Origin of the sequence: Proteus sp. G2300, from assembly GCF_009915965.1 — a bacterium.
Lineage (GTDB): Bacteria > Pseudomonadota > Gammaproteobacteria > Enterobacterales > Enterobacteriaceae > Proteus > Proteus vulgaris.
Genome location: NZ_JAABNK010000006.1, coordinates 129,487 through 147,919 on the forward strand (window position 1 = coordinate 129,487; position 18,433 = coordinate 147,919).

18 protein-coding genes are annotated in these 18,433 nt (G+C 38.1%); 6 read left to right on the plus strand and 12 right to left on the minus strand.

The annotated features are described in order from the left end of the window. Positions 1 to 40 precede the first annotated feature (40 nt). From GWI97_RS04895 to GWI97_RS04920, 6 genes are all read left to right on the plus strand, one after another. A complete protein-coding gene (locus GWI97_RS04895) occupies positions 41 to 2,068 on the plus strand; it encodes a TonB-dependent hemoglobin/transferrin/lactoferrin family receptor (RefSeq protein ID WP_161751862.1) in 2,028 nt (675 codons plus the stop codon). Positions 2,069 to 2,107: 39 nt separating this feature from the next. Further along, a complete protein-coding gene (locus GWI97_RS04900; protein ID WP_036937348.1) occupies positions 2,108 to 3,157 on the plus strand; it encodes a hemin-degrading factor in 1,050 nt (349 codons plus the stop codon). A 15-nt stretch (positions 3,158 to 3,172) separates the two neighbouring features. Then, complete coding sequence (locus GWI97_RS04905) at positions 3,173 to 3,988, plus strand: heme/hemin ABC transporter substrate-binding protein (RefSeq protein ID WP_036937351.1); 816 nt, start codon at positions 3,173 to 3,175, stop codon at positions 3,986 to 3,988. After that, a complete protein-coding gene (locus tag GWI97_RS04910; protein ID WP_036937354.1) occupies positions 3,988 to 4,992 on the plus strand; it encodes a FecCD family ABC transporter permease in 1,005 nt (334 codons plus the stop codon). Before GWI97_RS04905 ends, GWI97_RS04910 begins: the two co-directional genes overlap by 1 nt. Beyond that, complete coding sequence (locus tag GWI97_RS04915; RefSeq protein ID WP_036937356.1) at positions 4,989 to 5,783, plus strand: heme ABC transporter ATP-binding protein; 795 nt, start codon at positions 4,989 to 4,991, stop codon at positions 5,781 to 5,783. Before GWI97_RS04910 ends, GWI97_RS04915 begins: the two co-directional genes overlap by 4 nt. Positions 5,784 to 6,296: 513 nt before the next feature. Continuing rightward, the gene (locus GWI97_RS04920; protein ID WP_036937359.1) at positions 6,297 to 6,665 is read left to right on the plus strand and encodes a helix-turn-helix domain-containing protein; all 369 of its coding nucleotides are present in this window, start codon (positions 6,297 to 6,299) and stop codon (positions 6,663 to 6,665) included. Positions 6,666 to 6,739: 74 nt separating this feature from the next. Here the strand turns inward: GWI97_RS04920 and GWI97_RS04925 are convergent, their stop codons facing one another. The 12 genes from GWI97_RS04925 to ihfA form a co-directional block, all read right to left on the minus strand. Further along, positions 6,740 to 7,759 (minus strand): lipoate--protein ligase A, encoded by a 1,020-nt coding sequence (locus GWI97_RS04925; RefSeq protein WP_036937362.1) that lies wholly within the window; start codon positions 7,757 to 7,759, stop codon positions 6,740 to 6,742. A 77-nt stretch (positions 7,760 to 7,836) separates the two neighbouring features. Continuing rightward, entirely contained in the window at positions 7,837 to 8,328 is a 492-nt protein-coding gene (locus GWI97_RS04930) for a C40 family peptidase (protein ID WP_036937364.1), read from the minus strand. 149 nt (positions 8,329 to 8,477) lie between these two features. Beyond that, positions 8,478 to 8,876, minus strand: coding sequence for a 4-amino-4-deoxy-L-arabinose-phosphoundecaprenol flippase subunit ArnF (gene arnF / locus GWI97_RS04935; protein WP_036937366.1), 399 nt, complete (start codon positions 8,874 to 8,876; stop codon positions 8,478 to 8,480). Next, a complete protein-coding gene (gene arnE / locus GWI97_RS04940; RefSeq protein ID WP_036937372.1) occupies positions 8,873 to 9,214 on the minus strand; it encodes a 4-amino-4-deoxy-L-arabinose-phosphoundecaprenol flippase subunit ArnE in 342 nt (113 codons plus the stop codon). The genes arnF and arnE overlap by 4 nt, the downstream gene beginning before the upstream one ends. Beyond that, on the minus strand, positions 9,214 to 10,878 hold the full coding sequence (gene arnT, locus GWI97_RS04945) for a lipid IV(A) 4-amino-4-deoxy-L-arabinosyltransferase (RefSeq protein ID WP_087802536.1): 1,665 nt from the start codon (positions 10,876 to 10,878) through the stop codon (positions 9,214 to 9,216). Before arnT ends, arnE begins: the two co-directional genes overlap by 1 nt. A gap of 7 nt (positions 10,879 to 10,885) precedes the next feature. Next, positions 10,886 to 11,779: a 4-deoxy-4-formamido-L-arabinose-phosphoundecaprenol deformylase gene (gene arnD / locus GWI97_RS04950; RefSeq protein WP_036937377.1), complete on the minus strand. Its 894-nt coding sequence runs from the start codon at positions 11,777 to 11,779 to the stop codon at positions 10,886 to 10,888. A 9-nt stretch (positions 11,780 to 11,788) separates the two neighbouring features. After that, positions 11,789 to 13,771 (minus strand): bifunctional UDP-4-amino-4-deoxy-L-arabinose formyltransferase/UDP-glucuronic acid oxidase ArnA, encoded by a 1,983-nt coding sequence (gene arnA, locus GWI97_RS04955; RefSeq protein WP_036937379.1) that lies wholly within the window; start codon positions 13,769 to 13,771, stop codon positions 11,789 to 11,791. After that, on the minus strand, positions 13,771 to 14,751 hold the full coding sequence (gene arnC, locus GWI97_RS04960; RefSeq protein ID WP_087802542.1) for an undecaprenyl-phosphate 4-deoxy-4-formamido-L-arabinose transferase: 981 nt from the start codon (positions 14,749 to 14,751) through the stop codon (positions 13,771 to 13,773). The genes arnA and arnC overlap by 1 nt, the downstream gene beginning before the upstream one ends. Then, on the minus strand, positions 14,752 to 15,897 hold the full coding sequence (gene arnB, locus GWI97_RS04965) for a UDP-4-amino-4-deoxy-L-arabinose aminotransferase (protein ID WP_036937385.1): 1,146 nt from the start codon (positions 15,895 to 15,897) through the stop codon (positions 14,752 to 14,754). A gap of 137 nt (positions 15,898 to 16,034) precedes the next feature. After that, the gene (locus tag GWI97_RS04970; protein ID WP_036937389.1) at positions 16,035 to 16,781 is read right to left on the minus strand and encodes a vitamin B12 ABC transporter ATP-binding protein BtuD; all 747 of its coding nucleotides are present in this window, start codon (positions 16,779 to 16,781) and stop codon (positions 16,035 to 16,037) included. 1 nt (position 16,782) lies between these two features. Next, positions 16,783 to 17,790 (minus strand): vitamin B12 ABC transporter permease BtuC, encoded by a 1,008-nt coding sequence (gene btuC, locus GWI97_RS04975; RefSeq protein ID WP_373369198.1) that lies wholly within the window; start codon positions 17,788 to 17,790, stop codon positions 16,783 to 16,785. Positions 17,791 to 18,133: 343 nt separating this feature from the next. Further along, a complete protein-coding gene (gene ihfA / locus GWI97_RS04980) occupies positions 18,134 to 18,430 on the minus strand; it encodes an integration host factor subunit alpha (protein ID WP_036937394.1) in 297 nt (98 codons plus the stop codon). Positions 18,431 to 18,433 lie beyond the last annotated feature (3 nt).

Consider the following 18,433-nt stretch of genomic DNA (forward strand, 5'->3'; position numbering starts at 1 on the left):
CTGTTTTAACAGCCCATTAAAATAACGGAGATCCATCTACATGTCTCAGTCATCCTTATTAATTAAATTTAGTTTACTGGCTGTTGCTGTTTCTTCTGCTTGTGTGTCAGCACAAGAGAAAACACAAACTAGCGAGGAGAAAAAAACAGAAGTACTTACTGTTTATGCGACGGGTAATGAGCGTGATAGCTTTACGTTACCCATGATGTCAACCGTTATTAAAAATAACAATGCGTTGTCAGAAACCGCAGGTAGTGCTTCTGAACTACTTCGTCATATGCCCGGAATTTCTATTTCAGGCGCAGGTCGTACTAATGGTGAAACCATCAGTATGCGTGGATACAGTAAAAATGGAATATTGACACTTGTAGATGGTGTACGTCAAGGAACTGACACTGGCCATATTGACAGTATTTTTGTTGATCCTCTTCTTATAAAGCAAGTTGAAGTAGTTAGGGGACCTTCTGCATTGTTGTATGGTAGTGGAGCACTTGGCGGTGTTATTGCTTACGATACTGTTGATGCCAGCGATCTACTTTTAAAAAACGAACAAGGTGGTGTGCGTGTCACTGGTCTTGGTAATACCGCGCAACATAGCCAAGGTTTGGGTATTACTGCTTTTGGTAAACACGATAACCTTGATGGTCTCGTTGCATTATCAGCGCGTGATAAAGGTGATACTCGTTATGGTGGAGGTTACCGTGCACAAAATGATGAAACCATTATTAACCTACTCTCCAAAGGGCGTTGGTTTATTGATGATAGTAATACTTTAAGTGGTCAATTCCGCTATTACCATAATAATGCTCATCAACCTAAAAACCCTCAAGTTGCTGGAAATTCCACACTGACAAATGTGGAAACTGACCGGACAACAACACAAAAAGATGCACAGTTAACCTATCAATACAATCCTTCGAATTTACAATGGGTTAATCTAAAAACACAAGCTTATTACAGTGAAATTGATATCAACGCCAAAACAACACAAAAAGGATTTGAAGGTCGAGAGCAGAAAACATATGGCGTAAAACTTGAGAATCGCTCTCAAGTGGGAATGAATAGCTTTGCATCACATGGACTTACTTATGGTGGTGAAGTGTATAAACAGAAGCAATCACCAAGTCAAAATACAAAAAGTTTTCCACAAGCTGATATCCGTTTTATGTCAGGCTGGGTTCAAGATGAAGTCACTTTACGTGATTTGCCTGTCTCCTTCATTTTAGGAACCCGTTTTGATAAATATAAAAGCCAAAACGATCGTTATGATGATATTACCGCTGATAAATGGTCATCCAAAGGAGCTATCAGCATCACACCTACTGATTGGTCAATGATTTATACCTCTTATTCACAAGCGTTTAGAGCCCCCACTTTAGGCGAAATGTATAACGATGCGAAACATTTTGATGCGCCATTCCCAGGAGCACCAACAAATTATTGGCGCCCTAACCCTAATTTAAAGCCTGAAACCAATTCAACCACCGAATATGGATTTGGTTTTCAATTCGACGACTTATTATCTAATAATGATAATCTGAAAATTAAAGCAGCCCATTTCAATACTCGCGCAAAAGATTATATTGATGCAGATGTCGCTATTTTTCAGGGATATACACAATCAACAAATATTCCAAGAGCAACTATTTGGGGGTGGGATATTTCGATGAACTACCAATCTAAATTCTTTAGTTGGGATTTAGCGTATAACCATACCAAAGGGAAAGATAATGCCACTAATGCCTCAATTACCTCGATTGAGCCGGATACATTGACCAGTCGTTTTGATGTTCCAGTTCCCAACACCGATTTTTCTGTAGGTTGGGTCGGCCAATTTACCAAAAAAACAGACTTTACCAAACATGACCGTTTTAATCGCCCAACCCATCGCCAACAAGCAGGTTATGGCGTCAATGATTTTTACCTTCGCTATGAAGGTAACGCCTCCTTAAAGGGGCTAACAACCTCATTTGTACTAGGTAACGCATTTGATAAAACTTATTATTCTTCTGCGGGGATTCCTCAGGAAGGTCGTAATGCAAAAGTACTTGTGAGTTATCAGTGGTAATTAACAATAAAATTAACGATAGATACAATAGGAGTTTCTGTGAATAAACCTCTTTATGAGCGCTACCTGCAAGCAAAAGCGGATAAAAAAGCACCTTATGCCCGTGATCTAGCTACCTACTTAAATGTAAGCGAAGCCGAATTAACACATGCTCGTGTAGGACATGATGCAAAACGCTTACGTAACGATGTACAAGAATTATTAAAAACCTTAAGTAAAGTGGGGGAAGTCAAAGCCATTACTCGTAACGATATCGCCGTTCACGAGCATCTTGGTGAGTACACTAATGCACGTTTTAACGATCACGCAGGTTTAATTTTAAACCCTCGTGCAATGGATTTACGCTTTTTCTTCGCTTATTGGTCAAGTATTTTTGCACTCGCTGAAGAAACTTCAAAAGGAACTCGCTATAGCATTCAGTTTTTTGATATGCATGGCGATGCATTACATAAAGTCTATGCAACCGACAATACCAATATGGATGAATGGAATACACTAATCCAATCATTCTTATCAGAAGAAAATCCAGCTCTCGATATTACCCCTATCGAACCTTATTCAAACACCCCTGTTAGTCATGAATTGGCAGAGCAACTTGAACAACAATGGCGTTCAATGACCGATGTTCACCAATTTTTCAAATTACTAAAAGAAAATAATTTGAGTCGTCAACAAGCTTTTAAAGCTGTTGCTGATGACCTTGCTTATCAAGTCGATAACAGTGCTCTGAAAACCTTATTAACCCTCGCGAAAGAAACACAAAATGAAATCATGATTTTTGTTGGAAGTCGTGGTTGTGTGCAAATTTTTACAGGCCAAATTGAGCGTTTAGTTCCTCACCAATTTGAGAATAGCAACCAAGTCTGGATTAATGTTTTCAACCCTACTTTTACACTTCATTTAATTGAAAGTGAAATTGCTGAAAGCTGGATCACTCGTAAACCAACTCAGGATGGTTTTGTCACCAGTCTTGAAATCTTTGATAGCAAAGGCCAACAGATTGCCCAGCTTTATGGACAACGTACTGAAGGCACTGCAGAGCAACAACAATGGCGCGAGCAAGTTAATACACTTGCCAAAATAGCCTAATCGGAGAATGAGTTAATGAAAAAATGGCTTCTTTTGATCCTGTGTAGCGTCATGTCGTTTGTCAGTTCCGCCAATGAACGTATTGTCACTATTGGCGGTGATATCACAGAGATCGTTTTCGCGTTAGGTGCGGGTGAACAGATTATTGCAAGAGACAGCACTAGTTTAGTCCCTGAACAAGTGAAAGCTCTCCCTGATGTGGGTTATATGCGAATGCTAAACCCTGAAGGTATCTTATCGGTCAAACCAACATTAATTATAACCAGCGAATTAGCTCGCCCTTCTTTGGCACTACGCCGAATACAAGAAGCGGGTATTGCTGTTAAAACAATTACGGGCACACATTCATTAGAAGCCATTAATGAAAAAATAGACACCATTGCCACTATTTTAAATAAACAAAAAGAAGGTAATCAGCTAAAAGAAAAACTCACCCTATCTATTAGCCAAATACCCACAACACCTATAGATAAAAAAGTCATTTATATCATGAGCCATGGGGGTGTTGTTCCTATGGCTGCTGGTCAAGATACCGCTGCAGATACTATTATTTCACTAGTTGGGGGCAAGAATGCAATGCAAGGATTTACAAGCTATCGTCCACTTTCTCAAGAAGGTGTTATTGCAAGCCAACCTGATATTTTGCTGGTGACTAAAGAAGGTATTAAAGGCATTGGTGGTATTGAGAAACTTTGGAATTTACCCGGCATAAAATACACACCAGCCGGTAAAAATAAGCATTATGTTGTTGTTGATGATATGGGGTTATTAGGTTTTACCCTTTCAACACCTGAAGTCATGCATCAAATTCGTCAAGCCTTGGAGCAATAATGTCTCGTTTTCATTCACCGTGGATGAGTATTTTAGTTTTACTCTTTTTGCTCACTACAGTCACATTAATTTCTGTGAATAGCGGTGCATTAGCACTCTCGTTTCATACATTATGGAATAGCTCTTTTGATGATATGGTGTGGCAAGTTTGGTTAGATATTCGCTTACCTCGCGTATTATTAGCCATTCTTGTTGGAGGAGCATTAGCAATATCTGGTGCGATCATGCAAGGGTTATTTAGAAACTCATTAGCCGATCCTGGGTTACTTGGCATAAGTAGCGGTGCAGCACTCATGGTTGCTATCGTGATTATATTACCCTTCTCTTTTTCCCCTATATTCTCATTTTATAGCCATATTGTTGCGGCCTTTGTTGGTGGCTTGATTGTCGCAATGATCATCTTCTCATTGCATCAATTGAGTGATGGCAATTTAGCACGACTATTACTTGCGGGTATTGCTATCAATGCACTTTGTATGTCCTTTATTGGCGTCTTAAGTTATATCAGTACAGACCAACAATTACGCCAATTTTCACTATGGATGATGGGTTCATTAAGCCAAATTGACTGGAAAACCTTATCGATTGCAACGCTTGTGATCATTCCTGTTAGTATTTTGGCCTGTTGGCAGAGTCATAAATTGAACCTGTTACAACTGGGTGACGAAGAAGCACACTATTTAGGATTAAACGTAAGACGAACAAAATTTATTTTATTACTGCTTAGCGCCATCTTAATTGGTTGTGCTGTCGCACTCAGTGGTGTCATTGGGTTTATTGGGCTTGTTGTGCCACATCTTATTCGCATGCGCATCGGCAGTAATCACGTGTGGTTATTACCTGCCACTATTTTAGGGGGGGCCACACTGTTATTAGCCGCTGATACATTATCTCGAACACTGGTTTCTCCAGCAGAAATCCCTGTGGGGCTCATTACAGGATTAATTGGAGGCCCTTATTTCCTTTGGCTTATCTTACGACAACCAGCAGGAAGGATGTCATGATTAAAAAACAAAATACCTCGTTGCTTTATGGAAATAATTTATCGTATCAAATCGGTGAAAAAAACATTATTGATGATGTATCACTTTCACTTAATGCTGGAGAGTTAGTCACTATAATTGGGCCTAATGGTGCAGGAAAATCATCTTTATTACGTTTATTAACTGGCTATACGACCCCGACACAAGGTGTGTGCTATTTTAAACAAAAAACCTATTCGCAATGGGATCGTCAACAATTAGCACAAAACCGTGCTGTTATGCGTCAAAATAGCCAACTCTCATTTTCTTTTTCTGTAGAAGAAGTGGTTGCTATGGGAAGAACTCCTCATGGACAACAACATAAAAAAATGGCAATCGAAACAGCTCTACTACAAACAGATTGTTTAAAGTTTAAAGGGAGAGACTATCGTCAATTATCAGGCGGTGAACAACAACGAGTACAACTTGCCAGAGTATTAGCTCAATTATGGCACCCTACACCACAAGAAGCCGTGTTATTCCTTGATGAGCCGACTTCAGCACTTGATCTTTACCACCAGCAACACAGCTTGCGATTATTAAAACAATTAGCAAAAACACAACGCCTTATGGTTTGTTGCGTTCTACACGATCTCAATTTGGCCTCACTTTATGCCGATAGAATTTTATTATTACATCAAGGAAAATTAGTTTGTGAAGGCACACCATACGAAGTGCTCACAACAGAGAATATCCGAAAATGGTATGGCGCTGATGTAAGTGTTGATACCCATCCAGAGCATTCATCCCCACAAGTTTTTCTTCGCCCTTAAACTATCCTAATTTTACTCAGTTACCTTCTAGTATGCATTTTCTAGATTGTGACTGAGTTAATTTATTTTTATATGCCTATTTATTACAAATAAAATACACTAGTAGCACAACGCCAATTGATTAATAAATCTTATTTTTAAAATTTATTATTTAATCAAATAAATTGAATTTAAAATACATCTTAATCATTGATTAGATTATAAATCACACAAAAAAACATAACAATCTGAAAAATAAATGGTATAACAGGCTTATCATTAAAAAAATAAGCCAATAAATTCAACAAAGTAAAATACATTTAAAACTGTATTTTTAATCAAAATGATTCATTAAACTCTACCTTACTTAAGATATATAGCTTTCTCCTATTGATATGATAATGATTATCAATAACGAAGAGCACTTTTTGCCTACCTGTTATTTTCCCCATGCTTAAAATAGATTATAAATAACATACGTTACTATCCTATTTACTTGGGCATTGTGTCCCCACCATTTTTGTGGGAGGTTTTATGGCTGAAAATGTCGTTAATGATATTCTAAAATGGTTAGAAACCCAGTTACAACGTAACGAAGGTATAAAAATCGATACTATTGCAAATAAAAGTGGCTATTCAAAATGGCACTTACAACGCATATTTAAAGATTTTAAGGGCTGTACATTAGGTGAATATGTCCGCAAACGTCGCTTGTTAGAAGCGGCTAAATCATTACAAGAAAAAGATATGTCTATTTTAGATATCGCTTTAATGTATGGCTTTAGCTCTCAAGCAACATTTACTCGTATTTTTAAAAAACATTTTAATACTACACCTGCTAAGTTTAGAGAAAATGGCACAATGCCAGACGCTCATTGCTTCATGTCATGTGAAAATCACTAATTGACTTAGCACATGTTACTCGCCATAAAAAAACCAGCTTAATAAGCTGGTTTTTTCTTTTATTTTCAGAAAAATTAAGCTATCTCTTTTACTAGCCATTCTTGAAGCTCATCGAGCTCCCCTTTATTATTAGGATAACGCAGAATAAGCTGTTGGATCAGTCCTTTTAAAGACTCAGGTGTATAACGTAGCCCAATTAGCATATCTGATAATGCTTCTAATGGAGCAGGATCTAAACTATCCGTATAGATTTGGCTTCTAACCACATTACCACGCTCAATATCAAAATGTAGTTCAACACCACCCCATTTAAAACGATTATCTAAAAGATGAGAAAATGCCGGGGCTTGCCCAAAATTCCATTCCCAACTACTTTGCTTAGCGAATGTATCTGCAAAACCCGGCAAATCTGGTAATTTTTGCGGTGAAATAACCTCTGCTTCTACTCGCTCACCATAGTATTCAAAAAAGCTTTCGGTGATTGTTTCACAAAGTTTTTCATGAGTAATATCAGGTTTGAGTTCAACCAAATTAGCCACTCGGGAGCGTACAGAAGTGATCCCTTTAGCTTGAAGTTTTTTGGGATCTGGATTGAGGTAATTGGCTAATCTAGATAAGTTAGCATTTATTAATAATGTGCCATGATGAAAACCACGATCTTTCGTCTCTTTATAAGCCGAACCTGAGATTTTTCTTTCGCCCTCTTCTTGCGGCACGACTAAATCATTACGTCCTGATGCTGTCGCTTGTATACCCGCTTTTGATAACCCTTCAAGTATAATTTGAGTTGAGATCGTTTTATTGTATTCCGGTTTTCCTGCCATAAAGGTAAAACAGGTATTACCGAGATCATGGAAAACCGCACCACCACCACTTGAACGGCGAGCTAATTTCACACCATCTTCATCCATTTTACGTGTATTACACTCTTTCCATGGATTTTGTGCTCGACCAATTACCACTGTATTATCATTGCGCCAAAGGAAAAGTACGCGTTGGTCAGCGGGCATTTGCCTAAAAATAGACTCTTCAACAGCAAGGTTAAACCAAGGATCATAAGATTCGGAAATTAACAGTCGCAATTTACCTGACATAAGGAATACCTACATGAAGAAAATAAGGTATAAGATACCATATTTCTCAATATATTAGGCTGTTAAATGGCACGAAATTACAATCGTCGAGCCTGCCAAAATGTTTTTTTCCAATAGACATTATCAAGAGAAGAGCGAGTTACTCCTTTACTGGTTGATGCATGAATAAATGTATTATCAGTATCATAAATACCGACATGAAGCCCATTTTCACCACCACCGGTTTTGAAGAAGACTAAATCCCCTGGCATTAAATCGCTTTTACTGATTTGTGTTCCATATTTGGTTTGATCGATAGTCATTCGAGGTAGTTTAATATCAAAACGATCACTATACGTTTTATACACAAAACCAGAGCAATCAATGCCGGATGGTGTCATTCCACCATAACTATAGGGTGTGCCATACCATTGCTCCAGTTGCGATTTTAATTGTACTATCACCATGATTGGATCAGAGAGTTGTGTTTTTAACGGAGGGGCTGGTGGAATGCGCTTTGATGGACTAGATGAACATCCAGCCAGCAGAATAATACAGAGTAAGAAAGGATAGAAAACGGACTTTCTCATTACATCCACCATTATTGTTACGATAGATTTTAAAATCTATCTGCTTTTTTAAGCAAAAACAAGTTATTGAAGATGAATGAGTGATGATTGGTAGAATAAATCGCACAATTAACAACAAGGATCAGAAAATACATTCTACAATCATTCAGTTAGTGTGATTGTGCTCCTTTCGTTTTTTGGCTTATTAACCATACTCCAACCATGATAAATGCTACACCCGCTGTTTTTGTCCATGATGGTGTTTCTTGAAACCAAGGTAGTATCACAGCAAGGATATAAACAAAAACATAGCTCAAACTAATGAGAGGATAAGCTTTATTTAAAGGGATAATGCGTAAAGTGAACAACCAACAAACCATTGACAGTACATATCCCACAAGCCCAGAAAATACGATGCTTAATGGTGTAATATTGGCCCACAACCATGAGAAATCAAACCACTGTTTTTCTAACTGTAAATCTGGCAGTCCAGACATACCAAACTTTAACAACAATTGAGCAACGGTGACCAATAGCGCACTTCCTATCGCCCATAAATAGCCTTTCATGCTTGCATACTCATCAATACAATACCTATCATAATTGACGTAATACCAATCCAATGTTTTACATTAACAGGCTCTTTATAAACAAATTGGCCAATAAGTGTCACCACAATAAAATTAATGCTCAACATAGGATAAGCAATACTTAAAGGAAGGATTTGTAATAACCGGAGCCAAAATAACATTCCCAAACCAAGCATCGCAATGGCGACAAAAAGCCAGAAAATCGTTTTCCTGGCTTTTGTTAATGAGTCACTTTGCCAGCTGACCACCGCTTGTTTTTGACAAACTTGCCCTATGCAGGTTAAAAAACTCACGATCAGCAATAAAACAAAGGACATTAATTACGCTTCTCATACGTTAAAATAGCAACTCGATGATTTGTCACCAGCTCTTCAGGTCTTGGTAATTGTGCTAACTTTTTCGGATCTTTAAACGTAATAACAACGGATACATTACCTTCTTTTCTTGCTTGCTCTAACCACAGAGCAAAATTATCAGGCTTAATTAGCTTATGCTGTGCATCAGGATAATCTTCAATACCATAAGTTAATTCGCCAGTCCTTTCATAAAGGTAAATATCACTACGCTGTAATTCCCATGCCAATCCAGCACCAATACCCACACTGTTACTCACAATATATTTGCTGGTATTTAATGTATCGATATTTTGACGAATAAATTCTTGAGGTAGTTTTCCATCAACACTACTGTTAGGAATTGCTTGTCCAATGCATAAACTCACCCCTAATGAGCAAGATGCAGCCCACAACCAATGTTTACCATTCAGTGTAGAGCAAAGATAACCGATAATGCCCCATAAAGAGAATGCAACGATAGCTAAAACCCATTTAGACCATTCATAAGGCATATAAATAGGTTTTGAAGAAACAAGCTGAATGACTAAGATAGCGACAACCGCAGCAACACCAATAAAAATATTAATATAGCCATTAATACGCAATGCTTTCATTCTAAATTTACGTGCACAATCTACACCATATTTTGCCATTAACATCGCAAGCGGTGCCATAAAAGGCAACATGTATGTCGGTAATTTGCCTTTCGCAATACTAAAGAATAAGAAAGGAATAACAAACCAGCAAAATAAGAAAAATAATTCTGGACGTTTGCGTCTTTTCTTCCAAGCCCCTATCAATGCACCTGGTAATAATCCAAGCCAAGGGATCACACCCAATAATATAACGGGGATATAGTACCAAAATGGAGCGCTATGCTGAGCATCTTCACCAGAAAAACGTTGAATATGTTCAACCCAAAAGAAGTAATGCCAGTAATCAGGTTCTGCCTTTGCTACAGCCAAAGCCCACGGCAAACTAATCAATGCGGCACTCAACACCGCAAGTAAGCCATAGAGTAACATTTGCGTAAATTGTTTTTGATACAACGTAACAGGTATCATGACAATGACCGGGATAGCTAATGCTAAAAATCCTTTAGTCATAAATGCCATACCACATGCCAAACCTAATGTTACCCAAGCTAATATTCGTGTTTTTACAGTCGTCGCTTTCAGTGCCCAAAAACAACAGACCATACTCGCAGTAATCCAAAGTGCTAACATAGGATCTAACACACTGTAAGTACCTACGCTAAACACAAGGAACATGGACAAATAGATTAAGCTCGAAACAAAAGCAACTTGACGGTTACGCCACATCATTCTTGCCAATAAATAGACAAGTAATGTGCTTAAGAGAATAGAAATTACTGAGCCAAAACGTACAGCAAAGTTAGTGTGGCCAAAAATCAATTGGCTAACATTATTAATCCAATAACCTGCAACGGGCTTCTCAAAATAGCGAATATCGAGCATATGAGGAACAATCCAGTTCCCGCTCACCACCATTTCACGGCTAATTTCCGCATAACGGGTTTCATCTGGTTGCCATAATAACCGGCTGTTCAATGGAAATAAGTAGGTAAGAACAAAAAAAAGAGCCAACAGGATGGCCCCGATTTTACTCGCCCGGTTATTCAACATAGTTTTGTTAGACCTCTTGTTGGCACCCTAACCAGCCTTCTCGACCTGGAAAGTCAGATCGAACAACTTTACCCATCGGAAGCGTTTCTTTATCTTGTGGTAACAAATCGCTTAACGGACAGAATTCGATGCCTTCATTTGCAATCATTGCCAGCAACTGCTCAAACTGAGCCGCTTTTGACATTCCTTCAACTTCGGTATGAATAGTATAAACAGGTATTCCACTGTCTTTTTTGATTTCATCAATAATAAATTGATTAAAATCTTCATCCTTTACCTTTGTACCAACGACTTCATCATAAGTTGGTAATGTTACTGGAATTTGTACCGTACCGATAGAACCATTTTCTAAAATAGGTCTAAAAGGATGTGTACCTCGACAATCGCTATTATAATCGAATTGAAAAGTTTCTTTAACTGTTAATACGCGCTCGTCTGCACGCCATCCAGCAACTGCGGAACATTTTACAGGTTTTTCAAGTGCTTTTTCCAGCGCTTCAACACCTAAACGAACTTGTTGCATTAATTCTTCTGTTGACCAACGCCCGACTTTTGCTTGCCAACCTTGGTGATCCCATGAATGTAACCCCACTTCATGCCCAGCATTTTGGGTTTCTTTCATTAAATAACCTAGATTTTTAGCGATTTTTTTGCCAGGCCATGCTGTCCCTGCCAATAAAATATCTAATCCATACAATGATGCAGCATTAGATCTCAGCATTTTCCATAAAAACTTTGGTTTTAAAAGGCGCCATAAATGGCGCCCCATATTATCTGGACCCACACTAAAGAAGAAGCTGGCATGAATGTTATGTCTGGCAAATACATCCAGTAGTTGTGGAATACCTTGTTTTGTTCCTTGAAAAGTATCCACATCTACTCTTAAACCAACTTTCTTCATTATTTGATCCTATTTATTACCTAATTCTTCAACTGCGCCACGTAAAAAGAAGTCTAATGTTTCTTCTACAGTTTGGCGAGTTTCGATACTTGGCTTCCAATCCAATAAACGTTCTGCGTTTTTAATGCTTGGCTTACGGTGTTCAACATCTTGGTAGCCTTTACCGTAATAACTACTACTTTCAATTTTCTTAAAGCCAGCAAATGGAGGAAAATGACCACGTAACTCGTGTTTTTCAAAACAATCTAACAGCATTTCTGCTAACTCACGAATACTTGCTTCGTTCGTTGGATTACCAATATTGATAATTTGACCATCACATTTGCTATCACGGTTTTCAATAATACGGAATAACGCTTCAATACCGTCATTGATATCAGTGAAGCAACGTTTTTGCTCACCACCATCAACCAATTTAATTGGCGAACCTTCAACTAAGTTCAGAATTAATTGTGTAATGGCACGAGAGCTACCAATACGCGCTGAATTTAAGTTATCTAAACGAGGTCCCATCCAGTTAAATGGACGGAATAATGTAAATTTCAGACCTTCTTTAGCACCATAAGCCCAAATAACTCGATCTAATAATTGTTTAGAAACAGAATAAATCCAGCGTTGTTTATTGATAGGGCCAACAATCAGACGTGAATTATCTTCATCAAATTCTTTATCATCACACATACCATAAACTTCTGATGTGGATGGGAAAATAATACGTTTATTATATTTAACACAATAACGTACAATTTTTAAGTTTTCTTCAAAGTCTAATTCGAATACACGTAATGGATTACGGGTATATTCAATCGGTGTTGCAATCGCAACCAATGGCAGAATAACGTCACATTTTTTAATGTGATATTCAATCCACTCAGTATGAATACTCACGTCGCCTTCAATAAAGTGGAAACGTGGGTTACCAATAAAGCGTTCAATCGCAGAAGAACCAATATCCATACCATAGATATCATAGTTACCATCTTTCAATAGACGCTCGGTTAAATGATTTCCAATAAAACCATTCACACCTAAAATCAGCACACGTTTACGACGTTTAACAAGTGCTGTTGCTTTTGGTCCAACGCGAACATCAGTCACAATGCCCATTTCAGTCGCTAAACGGCTTCCTTGAACATAAAGACCATTTTCACTTTGACCTGTTACCACTTCGATAGCACCTTGAGCACATGCAATCACTAAAGGTTCTGTTGATATTACAGTACCAGGACGTTTACCTTGATTATCAGCAACAGTGCGTGAACGCCAGATAACCATTTTACGTTCACCTAAGAAAGTAAATGCGCCTGGATATGGTTCAGTTACAGCTCGCACTAAGTTGTGGACTGTTTTTGCATCCACATTCCAATCAATTAATCCATCATCAGCACTACGACGGCCAAAATATGTTGCTTGGCTTTCATCTTGCGCTGTTGTTGAATAATCACCTGATGCAATGTGTGGTAATGCACTAGACAGTAATTTCTCAGCGGCTTCCCTCACTTTTTCATGCAAAATTAGTGAAGTATCATTTTCTGTAATAGTTACTTTTTCTTGAGAAACAATATCACCCGCATCAGCTTTCGCCGTCATTTTATGCAAAGTAACACCTGTTTCTGTTTCACCATTAATAATTGCCCAATTAATTGGAGCACGGCCACGGTATTTGGGTAATAGCGAGCCATGTAAATTAAATGCGCCTTTAGGTGCCAAATTCAAGATCTCATCACTTAACATGTGACGATAATAGAAAGAAAAAATGACATCAGGTTTCATTTCACGAATACGTTCAATCCACAATGGGTGATTGACATTTTCAGGCGCAAATACTGTCAATCCCATTTCTGCGCTCACACGAGCAACAGATGAGAAGAAATGATTTTCGTTTGGATCGTCAGTGTGGGTAAATACCGCTTGAATATCATAACCTGCTTTTTCAAGTGCTTTTAAACCAACACAGCCAATATCGTGATAGGCAAATACTATTGCTTTCATTAGTCTTTTTCCTGATCTTCGTTGGGTTTATTAACACCAACCACTTTTTGGATAAAATACCGAGGACGCGCTCTTACATCATTATAAATCCGGCCTATATATTCACCTAATAAGCCCATTGCAACGAACTGCGCACCGATAAACATAAATAAGATTGCGAAAAGTGTGAATACACCTTCAGCTGCCCACATCGCACCGAAAATAATACGTAAAACAATTAAAAGTAACGCTAAAACAAAGCCAGAAACAGCGATTACACTGCCGACAATGCTTAATAAACGTAATGGTGCCGTAGTAAGACAAGTTAAGAGGTCGTACATCAGATTAATTAGCTTTAGAAAGCTATATTTGGAATCGCCATATTCACGCTCTGCGTGTGCGACATCAATCTCAATAGTACGACGAGCGAACGTGTTCGCAAGAATAGGTATAAAGGTACTTCTTTCGTGACACTGTAACATCGCTTCAACAATATGGCGACGATATGCACGTAGCATACATCCATAATCCCCCATAGAACGACCTGTTGCCTTGGTTATCATGGAGTTAATCATTTTTGACGCTGTTTTACGAAACCATGAATCTTGACGGTTACGACGACGAGTCCCTACAACATCATAGCCCTCTTCAGCTGTTGTAACGAGTCTTGGGATTTCTTCAGGTGGATTTTGCAAATCAGCGTCAAGTGTAATGACTAAGTCGCCATCAGCTTGATTAAAACCCGCCATAATTGCAGAGTGTTGACCATAGTTACGATTTAAAATAATCGCAATAACATGATTTTCTTCAATAGCGGCAGCTTCTTCTAACATTTTTGCTGAATTATCACTGCTACCATCATCAACAAGGATCAGTTCATATTCTTGTTCTAATTGTTTACAGCTTTTTATAGTACGCTCTAAAAGCTGAGGAAGGCTCTCTTCTTCGTTATAAACCGGAATTACAACCGATACTTTTTTGATTTTATCAAATGTTGACACTTAGATATGCTCCGAAAGAATTTCATTGATCGCATCTACAACGCGAATAACATCATCATTACTCATATCAGGAAACAATGGCAGCGAGCATAACGTTGCAGAGTTCCACTCTGATTGAGGAAGGGATAAAGCGGGATAGCGCTCACGATAATATTTTTGTGTATGCGCCGCGCGGAAATGAAGCCCTGTGCCAATGTCCTTTTGCTTCAGTTTTTCCATAAAGGTATCTCGATCGATACCACAGATACTCTTATCTACTCTCACCATAAATAGGTGATTTGCATGCAAGTGAGGATATTCAGGAATACTCAACATCTCTAAGGGTGAGTCTTTTAATTTTTCACGATACAGTGTCACTAACTCAGCTCGTTTCGCATTCATTTCCTCTAAACGCCTTAATTGCACCACAGCAATGGCGGCATGAATATCAGATAAATTATATTTATAGCCGGGTTCAACAACTTCTGCTTGAGGTTTGCGTCCTTGAATTTGTCTGTCAAAAGCATCGACACCTAAGCCATGAAATTTTAAGCAACGTACTCGATTGGCTAATTCGTCATTATCAGTAACAACCAACCCACCTTCAGCACACGTGACGTTTTTAATAGCGTGAAAAGAGAAAATAGAGGTTCCTTTTTCACCAATCCATTCATTTTTATAGCGAGTGCCAATCGCATGTGCTGCATCTTCAATAAGAGGAATTCCAGCATCTTGGGCAACTTTTCGTAACGCATCAAGATCGCATGGCGCACCTGCATAATGAACAGGAATGATTGCCTTAGTTCTAGGGGTTATTGCTTTTTTGACGTCTTCTGCATTTACCATCAAGGTATCACGGTCAACATCAATCATTACAGGCTTTGCACCTAGCAACGTAATGATGTTCATGGTTGACACCCATGTTTGTGATGGTGTGATGACTTCATCACCTGCGCCAATTCCCATAGCCATTAAAACAACATGCATACCCGCAGTGGCAGAGCAAATTGCAATCGCATGTTTGCTTCCGAATTTTTCACAAAAATCTTGCTCTAATTGATAGTTCTGAGGGCCTGTTGTGATCCAACCTGAACGCAATACGTCCTCAACGGCTTTGATTTCTTCATCGCCAATCGCAGGGCGAGAGAAAGGAAGGAAATGACTCATAAAAAATGTAGCCTAATTAATGAATGAATAAAAGACAATTATATACAAACTATTGCTCACCGACATCCGTCTTATTAAGAAAATATTAAAAAAACCTTAATAATTACTTTGGGATAAGCTTCACAATAGTCATAATATTAAAAAACCCGCCAATCAATATGATCAACATCATTGATGCATTTGATATTTGTATTAAATGTAGTTGATAATAACTTTTCGTCCAATAAGAGTGCAGATGCTCCAGAATTAACCAAATATCCATTTTTTATGAGCCAAACTCTGTCTGCTTTTTGATAAGAATGATTCAAATTATGTGTGCTCATAATAACGGCACCACCTTGTTGACAAAAAAGATCAAGCCATTTGTCCAAAATCGCCAACTGTACGACATCTAAATTATTCGTAGGTTCATCAAGTAACATTAACTTTCCTTTTAAATCATAACTTGACCATAATTGAATAAATGCGCCAGCGATCCTGATCCGTTGCCATTCTCCTCCGGACAAATGATGAATATTTTTTGACAATAATTTATTAATTTGAAAATCGTTCAACAATACATTTAATTGCCCAACGTCCATTTCCGATACTTTATGATATAAAGCAAGATAATGAAAAACAGGCATAAACGATAAAGCTTCTAATTGTTGTATAACAATGCTTTGCATTCTAGAAAGATCATCATATTTATAATGTCTTATTGAAGTTTCGTTTAGAATAATTCCACCGTTAAACGAAACCGCTCCCGCTATCGCCATTAAAAGTGTGCTTTTTCCAGCACCATTCGCACCAATTAAGTGGATACGTTCACCATAATCCACAAACTCTGTAAATGAGTGAAGTCGATCACCAACACTCAAATTATCAAGCTTCAATAGTGCCATATTACAAACGTCCCATTTCTTTCGTTACTAATAACCAGACAAACAAAGGTGCCCCGAGTGTTGCCGTAATCACACCTATTGGAACTTCAGCACCATTTAGCATTAAGCGAGATAAGAGATCGGCAAACAATAGCAATCCACTCCCCGCAAGTGCGCACGCGGGTAACAGTGTTTTATAATGAGTGATGCCACTCAATCTCAATAGATGAGGCACAACTAGCCCTATAAAGCTGATAGCACCTGCTATAGCCACACTTAGTCCAATCAATAATCCAACCGCTAAAATAAACCCATTCCGCCATCGATTAACGGATACACCTAATTGTTTAGCTCTAAACGAACCTAACGATAAATAATTAAGCGTATCTGCGTGTAAAATAAGGATCACAACTATCGGAATAAGAGCACTAAATAGCACTTGGTGACGCCAATCAATACCACTAAAGCTCCCCATCAACCAATACATTAATTGTCGCAAGTCTAAAGCTGAACTGAAATAAACCAACCAAGTCATTACTGCACTCGCCATAACGCCCAATGCCACACCAATTAATAGTAACTGAGCATTAGACAGTTTTTTTATTTGAGCAAAACACATTAATAAAATGGTCATACCTAACGCACCGAATATTGCCGCACAGCTTATTAACCAAGGATTTGAACCGACGTGTAAAACAATCAGCAAGACAATACACACACCAGCCCCACTACTTACACCTAATAATCCTGGCTCTGCCAATGGGTTTTGAAATAAAGCCTGCATAATAGCACCCGCAATCGCTAAGCTTGCACCGACCATCATGACAGCCAGTATTCTTGGTAGTCGAATTTGCCAAACAAATAATTTAGCTTCATCTGTTAACCACTGATGTGGAAATAAGGAAACTTCACCGAGAGAAAGAGAAAAAACAAAAAGGAGACATAATATTGATGCCATCAAAAATAATTTTTTTCTGTCACTAGTACTTTGTTTTTTTTTAAGTTCAATAAGAGGATTATCTTTACTCATTTTATTCCCTATCATCACTACCATTTTTTTCATCGTTTTATTTACAAAATACTTTTAATGCAACATAACATGTTCGTATTCAATGATGAAAAGCTAATTTTAAAACATCTTAATTGGAGGCGAATAATGATTAGAAGATATGTCTGTTATCACAATATTTATATAAATGATAAACAATAAGAAACGAAGGTATCAAAAAATTCTCAATCTAATTACAAACTATCTATTCAGATAATATTGATAAATAAAACACCTTCTAAATTAGAAGTCTCATAATAAAACTACAGATGAAAAACAAAAAAAACGGCCTTCAATAGAAAGCCGTTTTGGGTGTTTTTAATTTTTACTCTTTTGGTGTTGCGCTCTCGACCCGGCTTTTTAACTTTTGTCCAGGACGGAAAGTAACAACACGGCGAGCCGTAATAGGAATGTCTTCCCCTGTTTTCGGATTACGACCTGGACGCTGATTTTTATCACGCAGGTCAAAGTTTCCGAATCCAGACAGCTTCACCTGTTCTCCATTTTCAAGAGAACGACGCACTTCCTCAAAAAAGGCTTCTACAAGGTCTTTTGCATCGCGTTTGCTAACACCAAGTTTTTCAAACAGATTTTCTGCCATTTCAGCTTTTGTAAGCGCCATAGG